Source organism: Roseivirga seohaensis subsp. aquiponti (assembly GCF_001267955.1).
GTDB lineage: Bacteria > Bacteroidota > Bacteroidia > Cytophagales > Cyclobacteriaceae > Roseivirga > Roseivirga seohaensis.
The window spans coordinates 101,038-111,953 of record NZ_JSVA01000002.1 but is presented as its reverse complement, the minus strand read 5'-3'; the positions used below and the strand labels follow the sequence as shown (position 1 = coordinate 111,953).

Genomic DNA, 10,916 nt, shown 5'->3' with positions numbered 1-10,916 from the left:
ACGCTCCGAACAAGCTCAATTATAACCGTCACTCTGAGGTTGAGTTTGAAAAACGAAACCGCGAGAGTATGTTGTTTGGGAGAGGAGGTGCTAAAGAAAGTGGACAGAGTCCTTGATTAATAAATTGTCACAGGTTCGGTGAAGCTGCGACAGTGGTGGATAAAACACTATGCAATGGTTAGGTTAGCTGTGTACGCATTTTAGCTTTTATAGGAGTGTCTTTTTATTCTTTTTCAGTTTTAATAATGTGTACAGTCCCAAATCCCTTTTTGGTACTAACTGTGAAATACCAAACATTCACTAATCCGTTTAAAATTACTGGTTTTTCGTCAGAATCTTTTCTAAGTAATTGCTCTTTAATTTCCTTAATTGTTTTTAATCCAAGTTGGCCTATTTGTTTTTGCTCCTCATGAATTCTGTCAGTCCAGTCCTTTATTGAGGCTTCAAGATTATTGGATTTCACTTGGGTTGTGTATGTGCCTCCACGGAATTCCATTATGTATGTGTATATGTTTTCCATTCTTTAATGAATGCTAGCGTTATATATGTGACAAATTTGTATCGTAGATTACCCATCTAATTTATCAAAACTTCCTTACAACATACCAATAATATTAGCGATGAGGTTTCTTACCTAAACTGTTTTGGCTTTAAGTTTTCACTTGCATTTGCTGCGATTTCTGAAACTCTCTTTTGTCTGGTTTCTGGTCTTTTCGCAGAAATTACCCAGTGCAGCAAAATCTTTTTAGCGGACTTACTTAGGTCATCAAAGTAGTCTGTGGCGCCTTTATGTTTGGCTAATTCTACTGCTAAATCTTCTGGAATAACAAGGGCTTCAATTTCATCTAAGAATGTCCAAGAACCATTCTGTTTTGCGGTTGCTATACTGGCCAAACCAGCTTGGGTCATTTGGTTGTTTTGAATGAGTTGGTCCACCTTTTCTTTGTTTACTCTAGACCACATGCTATTCGGCTTTCTTTTGCTGAAATACTGCATGTACCTTTCTTCGTCAATGGTTTTTTTGGTGCTGTCTATCCACCCAAAGCAAAGGGCTTCATCCACAGCTTCGCTCCAAGTAAGAGAATCAATTTTTGTGGATGTCCTAAAATAAACCAGCCAAACAGACTGTTCAGACGCATGGTTTTTCGCCAACCATTCGCGCCATTCTGCTCGGCTTTTAGGGCAAAAGGTTTCTGTTTTTTTATTACTCATTTAAAATTGTCTATTGCCTTATATGGGTTAACTGTTCATTGGAGCAAACCTAAACCCAACAAGTGACAACCCTATGTCAGTAGTTCATTATGGTTTTTTTCGTTTGTAATGCAACTGAATTAACCCCGTTTCAAATGTTTTAGCAGTTACAAATTCAAGCAGTTGTTCGGGGCGCCCATCTTTAAATAACCTTGTTCCATTTCCTAACAAAACTGGAATGATTGAAATAATAAACTCATCAATCAAGTCATTTTTTAGAAGTTCGTTGATTACTTCTGCACCTCCATCACAATAAATATTTTTACCGTTTTCAGATTTTAGTTGTTTAACCAAATTTGTCAAGCTTCCTATGTAAAAGGTTGTTCTTCCAACACTTGGTCTTTGAGTTCTTGTAATGACATAAACATCTCTTTGTCCATTGTCGTAATGAGATGAACCGATTTCTTTTATTACATAATCATAGGTTTTTCTGCCAATAATCAGCGTGTCGATGGTGTCTGTAAATTGCTCATAGCCATAGTCTTCCCCCTCTTTTTCTACTAGCTTTAAGAAACTAAGGTCGTCATTGGGTTTTGCAATGTAGCCGTCTAAGCTTGTGGCGATGAAGAGCGATATTTTCCGCATTTGTCTTGAGTTTTAATATTTCTGTAAGTTAAAGTCGATAACCTCGAGTTCTTGGTTACATCATCAAGCAATCAATATAATCAGTAAGCATATGAAAGAGTAAACCAATGCCAATAATTCTAAAGGGCTTTTTGAAAAATAGAAGGACAACGTAAAAGCCCATGGCATAATAGGTATGCAGAAAATGAAAATTGATGCTGCATCGGCCAGGGTCGAAAATTGGGTTGGCGAATAAGTGATCTAAATCTACAAGCATAGTTGCCAGTAAAATCAAGTAAGTTTTCTTCCAGTCATTTTTAAAAAATACCAGAGCAATCACCAAAGGAAAACCGAAGTGCAAAAAGTAGTGAATTAATGATTGCATAAAGGCAATGGGTTAAGAATACAAATGATGTTGAGTATCTTCAAAAATACCGTGTTGCAATAATCACTAAAATCATTGAGGTATAAAAAATGAAAAATCGAACCTCTGTTTTATAACTATTCGGTTTGTTAGCCTTAATTTACAACCCCACCTGTAAGGTAGAATGCGGTTAGGCTAATGGTGTTGATAATCATATGCGCTAGTATTACGGGTATAAGTCTCTTTTTTGATATTAAATACATTGCTCCAAAAATCAGTGCTATAAAGGCTGTTGTAATTATTCCGACTAAGCCTTGATAGCTATGGAGCATTCCGAAAAATATGGATTGAACAATTAGCGAAACTACCCAGCCAATCTTGCTTTTGCCAAGAAAATCGGACAAGCGATTGAGTAAAAAACCACGCATCAGTAACTCTTCTCCAAGGGCGGCTCCAATCCAAACCACGGTTACAAGGTATAAAATGAAATAAACTGGTTTGCCAAGAAAAAATTGAAACCTGTCGGCTACATCAGTCGGTTTTTCTAGCCCATAATGGGAAAGGATAGGGTCAAGAATAAGGCCCATAACTAGAAATACACTTATTACGGCCAATAAGGCCAAACCTATATTGATTGCCCATTCTCTTTTACCTTTTGGTAGAGTTAGCCCATATTTTCGCCATTTTTCTTTAGGGCGCTTCATAAAAATTGTGGCGACAATGATTCCACACCAAATACCAATTGAACCAGCTCCGTTGATTCCGAAATAGTCGGCAATGGACTTGATTCCAACCATGACGATTAACACAGTGATGATTTCTAATAATATTTTGACGTTGAAGGCACTTCTAGGTTCTTGGGTCATTAATTTTTGGTTTTCTACAATAGTTCAGGAAGGATAAAATGGTTTTTGGCGAATTATTTTTTCGTTGCTGTTAGGCGTTCTGTTCCATTGAAATAGACAAAACTGTTTTTGGCAGCATTGAAAGTAAGGTGTTTGTTTGGAAACTGACCTTTTAGGTGAAACTGGGTTTCTGAAATAGGAGTGATCTCGAAAATGTAGGCTCCCTCACTTCTTAAAATCAGCTTACCTTGTTCCAAAATTATTTCATCAACCTGCCCATTTTCGTATTGATAAAAACCTTCGTATTGCTTTAGATTGTTTTCCGAAATGGAAAAATTAGAGGCCAAATCAGCTGAAATGGTTTTGTTGATGGTACGAAGTATCGATTCGCTAGAAATATTTTTCCTATCGTTGAAAACAATGCTCAACTGCTTAATCTGTTGGTCGTTCGCAATCTCTTCAGGGCTTTTCCCTGTTTCATGGAGTTGAGCAATTCTATCGATCCATTTTTGTGAATTTTGTTTATACGCTTTTAGGTCGCTTTTACTAGAAATCAGTTCACCATGGGCCGAAACTATTGTTGTTTTTGTGTCACCAATTGATAATGCTTTATCTAAAATCTCAATATGACCTTTTCCGCCACCACCGTAATAAAAATGTGGAAATGAGTTGGTCATGTAAGTGTCGCCCATAAATATGGTGTTGCTGTTTTTGAAGTAGATCAGCGCATCGTCAAAAGTATGAGCAGCAATGTGAAGTAACTCGACTGTTTCATTTCCCATTTCTAAGGAGAAAGAGTCTTTGAAAGTGAGGTCGTGTTTCGCTTGTGAATATTGGGCATTCTCATGCGAAACTATGGTAGCCCCTAATTCAGCAAAAAAGGCGTTTGCTCCACTATGGTCTGGGTGGCTATGTGTGTTTAGAACATATTTGATTGGCTTTTCGGAAAGTTGCTGTATTGCTTCCAGTAAATTTTGATGGTTATTTACACCAGACATTGGGTCTACCAAAAGCAATCCATTTTCACCTATAAATACCCCAGTATTTGTGTTGTAATTGACCGACTTTAAAACATAAAGATTGTCGGTTATTTTTTCTTGAGTAAAACCCACCAACAAAACGTTTTCTGTTCCTGTTGGTTGATTGCAAGCACTGTTGAATAGTATGGTTAAAAATATAAGGTACTTCATGTTTTCTTTATTTTATAGTTAGTTGGAAGGTTAGGAATGGGGCCTGAACTCCTTTTATTTTCCAATCATAATATCGTATTCGCTTGGTATTTCAATTCCGTTAAATCCATTTGTTAATCCATAAAGTATGGTTAATGACAACAATACTCCAAAAGCCAGAATTACAGATGATTGCTGGAGCGGCTTTATTCCCAAAATGGCATTCTTGAATTTTTGAGCATGAATTGCAGCAATGTGACCAAAAAAGGAAATGATAGCCAGTCCGTAATAGGGTACAAAGAATAGGTTAAACGGAAAGGTATTTAAGCCTGCAACTCCAAAATAGATGTTCGTGTCGAGTTCTAAAGCTAGCCTTCCCAAGAACACAGCAGCAAGGTGAAATATAAAGAAAATAGCCAAGTACAGGCCGCTCCATAATTGCAGTTTCCCCCAAAAGCTATTGGTAACTTTTCTCTTTTTTAAAAACAGTTTAAAACCAGTAATGATTTGTACAAGTACGGAGAGTAATAAAATGGTTTCAGCAAAAGCATTTCTATATACCACACGGAATTTCTCCATAAGCTCTATGTGTTCTTCTACTCCAAAGAGGCTGTAAGTATGATTGAGGAGGTGGAAAACAATGAAGATTGTAATTGTTAATCCTGATGTAAAATGTATTCGCCTTGTCATTTTTCAAATGTCAGGCTAAATACCGATGCAGCATTTGATCTATATCAAATTCGACTTTGTGATTTACGGATTCTGCTTAAAGTCTCGAGAGTGATCCCGATATAGGAGGCAATATGTGTCAAAGGTACTCTTTGGGTAATGTCGCTGCGAAGTGATATGATGTTTTGATACCTCTGTTCTGCAGATTGAAATTGGATTGCAACGATTCTTTCTTGCTGTTGTAGCATTGTTTTAATGGCTACATTTTTAGTTAGTCTTTCAAAATCGTGGTGTTTGTTGCTTAACTCGTCCGCACTTTCTCTTGATATTTCAAGTAGAATGGAGTCTTCTAGTACTTCTATATAATGCGGGCTTGGAACGCCTAGAAAAAAGCTTTGAATAGAGCTGATAAAGTCACCTTCGAAAGCAAACCAGTCTGAAATGTCCTTACCGTCATTTAAATAATAAGCTCTTGCACAGCCTTTTACAATGTAGAACGATTTGTCCGAGTACTGTTTTTCCTTGACCAGAATCGTGTTCTTAGTAGGTGTTACGAACCTTGATTTATTTAGTAAATCACCTTTACATGTTGGTGTTAAAGGAGAATATGAATCACTTATATGGTTAATGACTTCTGCTTTATTCATAGAGTACTGGCTCACAGCGCTTGTGCAGCCCATTTATAAAATAAAATTCAACCCAACCCATTTACGGATTACAGATTGATTTCTAAAACTAGCATTTGTTTTTAATTCGTTTAGACTTAAGAAGGTATCAAATATGATTTGTTACAATTCTACTTCTGTATTTTTATTAAAGGTTAGCCTCTCACATTAGGGGATTAAACGATTTTTTGATTTTAAATTTGGCAACGACATAAGTTGCTAACTTAGAACCCATATCACCATCAAATTTTTTGAGATGAAAAGAAGATCCTTACTTCAAAAACTCGCAGTTGGCGCAATTTCCTTACCCTTCATTGGTCGTTCCTTAGATGAGTATTTGCCTAAAGAGAGTATTGCAGAATGGAAGGGAGAGTTCGACCTAACCAAAACTCAAGATGAAGCATTTTGGGAAGCCTTTAAGAAAACGCACTATGATGTAAGCGACAAGTGGATCAATCTTGAGAATGGTTATTTTGGGGTACAGCCAAAACTGGTGGTAGACGCTTATGTGGAATCCATTAAAAAGGTGAATAGGGAAAGTTCTGGCTATGCACGTAAAAACTTTAATCAGGACATGTCTGCTGTAATGCACACGCTGGCTAAGTTTTCGGGAGCAGAGCGTGAAGAATTGCTGATTACCAGAAATGCCACGGAAGCGCTGAATATTCTGATTCAAGGCATCGACTTTCAACCAGGTGATGAAGTGATTTTTAGCGAACAAGACTACCCAAGCATGATTGAGGCCTTTGAAATGCTTGAAAAGACAAAGGGCATTACAATCAAGCGAATCGAGCTGCCGATGATTCCGGAAAGTGACGCACAAATTGTAAGCTTATACCAAGCAGCCATGACTAACAAAACACGCTGTATTTTGGTGACACACCTGATTCATTTAACAGGACAGATTATGCCAGTAAAGGCCATTGCCGATATGGCTAAGCCTAAGGGTGTAGAGGTAATTGTAGATGCTGCACACAGTTTCGCTCACCTCGATTTTAAAATTCCAGATTTAGGCTGTGATTTTGTGGGCGTCAACCTGCATAAGTGGTTCAGTGCACCCATAGGTATGGGGCTCATGTATGTGAAGAAAAACAGAATCAAAGATCTCAGCCCAATGTTTGGTGATGTAGGCCAACGTGAGGACAACATTAACAAATTAGGCCATTTCGGAACGCTGTCATTCCCTACTTTGCTTACGGTGCCCAAAGCCGCAGAATTTAATAATATGGTGACCATCCCTGTGAAAGAAGCACGACTTCGTTACCTACAAAACTACTGGACAAAGGAAATAGGAGGGATTGCTAATGCTGAATTGCTTACGCCCACGGAAGCAAAAAGAAGTTGCGCCATTGCTACCTTCAAACTTCGTAACCTAGATGCCGATGAAGTAATCAAAAGGCTCTATGATGACTTTGGCGTATTTACCGTTAAAAGGAATTTACCAGAGAATGAAAAAGCCATCCGCGTAACCCCAAATTTATATAGCTCAACTTCTGATGTAGATCGACTACTGGAAGGTATTCAGAAATTGAGTAAAGTGTAACAGGGTTTAACCGCGAAGGACGCTGAGTATCGCAAAGCCACAAGTTACTACCGCCAAGGTAAATTGGTCAGACCAATGGTTTAGTGCTACGTCACTCAGCTTCGAAACTGTCTTTTTTCTTTCCTTGAGGCACGAAAGGTCTAAAAGTGAATTTTGGGGAGTTGTGGTTCTATGTTTTAGTCTTTTATTTGAAAGTCTGATTTGCCTTGAAAATATAGGCGATTTCTTTACCCGGAGTTTCTAACTCCTCTTGATGAAGAAGTGTTTGCCTCTTCCTGAAATTTAAGAGAGTTTTAATTGTTGACCCTAATTTTAGTTGACCTAAGTTATTTAATATCTCTTCAGATATTGTAGTTAAGAACTCTCCTCCATCAAGGCTGTACTTTAACTTATAATTATCAATATGATTCATGTATTGATACCACAGATATTCGAACTTATCTGATAATTCTGATTTCGAACATTCACTTTTAGATATATCATTAATCCAATTTCGCAATGCAAAAAGTTTCAATTTCGTATCGGGGTCATTCTTGAAATCTAAGAGTCTGTTCAGGTCAAAGTCATATTGTAGCTTAGGTAACTTATTCATTGTGACACCCAATAAATAAGACTTTCTCCAATTGCTGTTTTGAATTGGCTCTAATGAATTATTTATAACTGATATGTCAAATCTTTCTGATAGTAGAAGTCTAGTTAATCTCGGGTCATTCTCGTAATCTTCAAATAGCCTTCTATTGTCTTGGGGTATGTTGATGTTTAGTTTGCTTAACCAGTTTTTTGATATTTGAATAGTATCTAAACTTACAATGAGATTTTGGCTAATTAATTCGCTAAATTTCTTACTTAAATATGGATGGTCATTTGGGACTTGAGGCTTCCTGTCTTTCCCAACTATCCATACTTGCGTTGTAAGTCTATGTTGGATACTAGGAGTGGTTATTATTTTATCAAAGACTAATAAGGAAGATCTTAGAGTATTATAAAAATCAAAGTACATATCGTCTAATATAAGACAGGCCTTTTCCATATTGTCTTTGTTAATATCGCCAATTTGTGATTTTCTACTGTAAAGAGCCAATTTTCAATAAGTTATTATACGTAGTGAAATAAGATTATTTTTAATAATTCATTACTGTTTCCAATCATGACTTGAATTTAGAAATTTGATTGGGTTTTAGTTAAGAAATCTTATGGATTATTGCATTCACGGACAGAGTCCTTTGGTTCATAGAGCGTCACAGGTTCTACCTAATTGTAGATAAGTCAGAGAACCTGCGACAGTAAGCTTCATTAGACTTTAAACAAAAACCCCTAAACAGATTTTCGCCCTACCCAATTCTTTTTCAAAAAAAAGAGTTGCCATTTCGAAAATGCATTTTACCTTTGGGGCAATGTTACATAGCAGCGCACATCATTATTACTATTACTACCCGAACGATCGGAACGGCAGCGCTATGTAAATTGTATAGAAACAATTAATCAAACATATAAGACCCGATTCCGCAAGAATCGGGTTTTTTGTTTTTTAGCCCATTCCAGCGGAGTCTTTAACAAGGAAAGAATGAAACAGATTTATGAGAATTACACAGCCGAAGACCAGAAAGTATGGGGTATCCTCTTCGACCGACAGTTTCCTAGTTTGCCTAAAGCCGCAACTACCGAATTTACCAAGGGTTTAAAGTTGGTGAACTTCACCAATGAAGGAATTCCAAACTTTGAAAAAACCAATGAGATACTTCGTGGTTTAACAGGTTGGGAGATTTACGCAGTGCCCGGAATTGTAGAAGATGGTCTTTTCTTTGAGCTTATGGCCAACAAGAAATTCCCTGCCACTACTTGGGTGCGAAAAATGAGTCAGTTGGATTACCTGGAAGAGCCAGATATGTTTCACGATGTATTTGCACACATTCCATTACTTACGAATCAGGCTTTTGTAGACTTCCTCCAGGCTATTAGTCAGTTTGGTCACGAATGGATCGAAGATGAATGGGCAATTCATTTATTGTCAAGAATTTACTGGTATACCATTGAGTTTGGCTTGATCAGAGAAGAGGGTGAAGTGAAAATATACGGAGCAGGAATATTATCGTCTGCGGGTGAAACTAAATACTCGTTGAGCGATGAGCCCAACCACTTTGAGTATGACGTAGATAAAATCTTAGAAACACCTTACAGAAAGGATAAAATGCAAGAGAATTACTTTATTATTGAGTCGTATGAGCAATTGTACAATTCTCTACCAGAGATTAAATCTAAAATTGAAGCGAAATTAAAACAAGGAAAAGAAGCGGTGGTTTAAACCGCTTTTTTCATTCAAAAATATGAGTGTAGTTATTGTAGATTATAATGCGGGCAATGTGCAGTCGGTTACTTATGCTTTAGAGCGTTTGGGCGTTTCTCCTGTGCTCAGTGCCAATCCGGAAGTGATTCGCTCTGCAGACCGCGTCATTTTTCCAGGCGTGGGCGAAGCCAGTACTGCCATGAGGTTTCTGAAGGAAAGAAAGCTGGACGAAGTGATTAAAGACCTAAGGCAGCCCGTTTTTGGCGTTTGCTTGGGTTTGCAGCTTATGTGTGCTCATTCCGAAGAAAACAATACCGATTGTCTTGGTATTTTCGATGTGCAGGTAAAAAAGTTTGAACCGACTTTAAAAGTGCCTCAGATGGGTTGGAATAACCTAGAGCATACTACTGGACCTTTGTTTAAAGGAATAGAAACTGATAGTTATGTGTATTATGTACATAGCTATTATGCAGAAACAAGTCCGTATACCATTGCTACCACTGATTACGTGAATACGTTCAGTGCGGGTTTAAATAAGGATAACTTTTATGCATTACAGGCCCACCCTGAAAAAAGTGGAAAAGTAGGAGAACGCATCCTTCAGAATTTCCTCAATATTCAGTGAATCGGTTGATCAGGGAAACAGTGGGGCAGAAAATCAGGGAACAGGTAATCAGTAAAAAAAGATAACCCTATCTCTGGATTTAAGTTTTTCCTAATTGACTATTGACTATTGACTATTGACTATTGACTATTGACTATTGACTATTGACTATTGACTATTGACCCAATACTAACTACCATATACCAGAAACAATGCACATTATACCAGCCATAGATATTATAGATGGAAAATGCGTTCGGCTCACGCAGGGTGATTACGCTCAAAAGACCGAATACGCTTCAGATCCGCTTATTGTAGCTCAAAAATTTGAAGCCGCAGGCATCAAACGACTTCACGTAGTGGATTTGGATGGCGCCAAAGCCAGCAAGATCGTAAATGAGCCTACTCTTAAGAGAATTGCGTCAAACACCAGTTTGCATGTAGATTTTGGCGGTGGTGTAAAATCCGATGAAGCGATTGATATGGCTTTTGCAGCCGGAGCAGCACAAATTACAGCCGGAAGTATTGCAGTGAACAACAAACCGCTGGTGCTAAGTTGGCTTAAGAAGTACGGTACAAGCAAAATCATTCTCGGTGCCGATGTGCATCACAACGAAGTGCGCATCAACGGTTGGCAAGAAGGTTCGGGGATGAATATTTTCGACTTTCTGGAAGATTATGTAAGCGCAGGAATAGAATACGTGATCTGTACGGATGTAAGTAAAGATGGACTGTTACAAGGGCCTTCATTTGATTTATATGATGATATTCTGAAGCGCTACCCAAAGCTAAAGCTGATAGCGAGCGGAGGAGTAGCTGAACTGGATGACCTTAAGAAATTGGAACAAGCAGGCATGTTCGGAACCATAGTGGGTAAAGCCTATTATGAAGGGAGGATTAGTTTAGAAGAACTGGCCTCTTTTGAACAAACCATAAACTAAGAACTAAATACTAAGAA

At 37.8% G+C, this 10,916-nt stretch carries 13 protein-coding genes; 4 read left to right on the top strand and 9 right to left on the bottom strand.

Annotation, left to right across the window (positions count from 1 at the left end):
* Positions 1-223: 223 nt before the first annotated feature.
* The 8 genes from OB69_RS01400 to OB69_RS01365 form a co-directional block, all read right to left on the bottom strand.
* Complete coding sequence (locus tag OB69_RS01400) at positions 224-520, bottom strand: hypothetical protein (protein ID WP_053221898.1); 297 nt, start codon at positions 518-520, stop codon at positions 224-226.
* A gap of 110 nt (positions 521-630) precedes the next feature.
* A complete protein-coding gene (locus tag OB69_RS01395) occupies positions 631-1,212 on the bottom strand; it encodes a YdeI/OmpD-associated family protein (protein ID WP_053221897.1) in 582 nt (193 codons plus the stop codon).
* 87 nt (positions 1,213-1,299) lie between these two features.
* The gene (locus OB69_RS01390) at positions 1,300-1,836 is read right to left on the bottom strand and encodes a dihydrofolate reductase family protein (protein ID WP_053221896.1); all 537 of its coding nucleotides are present in this window, start codon (positions 1,834-1,836) and stop codon (positions 1,300-1,302) included.
* A gap of 55 nt (positions 1,837-1,891) precedes the next feature.
* Complete coding sequence (locus OB69_RS01385) at positions 1,892-2,200, bottom strand: DUF6122 family protein (RefSeq protein ID WP_053221895.1); 309 nt, start codon at positions 2,198-2,200, stop codon at positions 1,892-1,894.
* Between the two features lie 134 nt (positions 2,201-2,334).
* A complete protein-coding gene (locus OB69_RS01380) occupies positions 2,335-3,045 on the bottom strand; it encodes a CPBP family intramembrane glutamic endopeptidase (protein ID WP_053221894.1) in 711 nt (236 codons plus the stop codon).
* Positions 3,046-3,098: 53 nt separating this feature from the next.
* Complete coding sequence (locus OB69_RS01375; protein ID WP_053221893.1) at positions 3,099-4,214, bottom strand: MBL fold metallo-hydrolase; 1,116 nt, start codon at positions 4,212-4,214, stop codon at positions 3,099-3,101.
* 54 nt (positions 4,215-4,268) lie between these two features.
* Positions 4,269-4,883, bottom strand: a complete 615-nt coding sequence (locus OB69_RS01370) for a hypothetical protein (protein WP_053221892.1) — start codon at positions 4,881-4,883, stop codon at positions 4,269-4,271.
* 44 nt (positions 4,884-4,927) lie between these two features.
* Positions 4,928-5,542, bottom strand: a complete 615-nt coding sequence (locus OB69_RS01365) for a Crp/Fnr family transcriptional regulator (RefSeq protein WP_245620760.1) — start codon at positions 5,540-5,542, stop codon at positions 4,928-4,930.
* Positions 5,543-5,783: 241 nt separating this feature from the next.
* On the opposite strand from OB69_RS01365, the gene OB69_RS01360 reads away from it, so the two are divergent.
* Complete coding sequence (locus tag OB69_RS01360; RefSeq protein ID WP_053221890.1) at positions 5,784-7,070, top strand: aminotransferase class V-fold PLP-dependent enzyme; 1,287 nt, start codon at positions 5,784-5,786, stop codon at positions 7,068-7,070.
* Between the two features lie 184 nt (positions 7,071-7,254).
* Here OB69_RS01360 and OB69_RS01355 read toward each other — a convergent pair whose 3' ends face one another.
* On the bottom strand, positions 7,255-8,100 hold the full coding sequence (locus tag OB69_RS01355) for a hypothetical protein (protein ID WP_053221889.1): 846 nt from the start codon (positions 8,098-8,100) through the stop codon (positions 7,255-7,257).
* Between the two features lie 534 nt (positions 8,101-8,634).
* On the opposite strand from OB69_RS01355, the gene OB69_RS01350 reads away from it, so the two are divergent.
* The 3 genes from OB69_RS01350 to hisA all read left to right on the top strand — a co-directional run bounded on the left by OB69_RS01350 (position 8,635) and on the right by hisA (position 10,899).
* Complete coding sequence (locus tag OB69_RS01350) at positions 8,635-9,372, top strand: phenylalanine 4-monooxygenase (protein ID WP_053221888.1); 738 nt, start codon at positions 8,635-8,637, stop codon at positions 9,370-9,372.
* Between the two features lie 22 nt (positions 9,373-9,394).
* Positions 9,395-9,979, top strand: a complete 585-nt coding sequence (gene hisH / locus OB69_RS01345; protein WP_053221887.1) for an imidazole glycerol phosphate synthase subunit HisH — start codon at positions 9,395-9,397, stop codon at positions 9,977-9,979.
* Positions 9,980-10,170: 191 nt separating this feature from the next.
* Complete coding sequence (gene hisA, locus OB69_RS01340) at positions 10,171-10,899, top strand: 1-(5-phosphoribosyl)-5-[(5-phosphoribosylamino)methylideneamino]imidazole-4-carboxamide isomerase (protein ID WP_053221886.1); 729 nt, start codon at positions 10,171-10,173, stop codon at positions 10,897-10,899.
* Positions 10,900-10,916 lie beyond the last annotated feature (17 nt).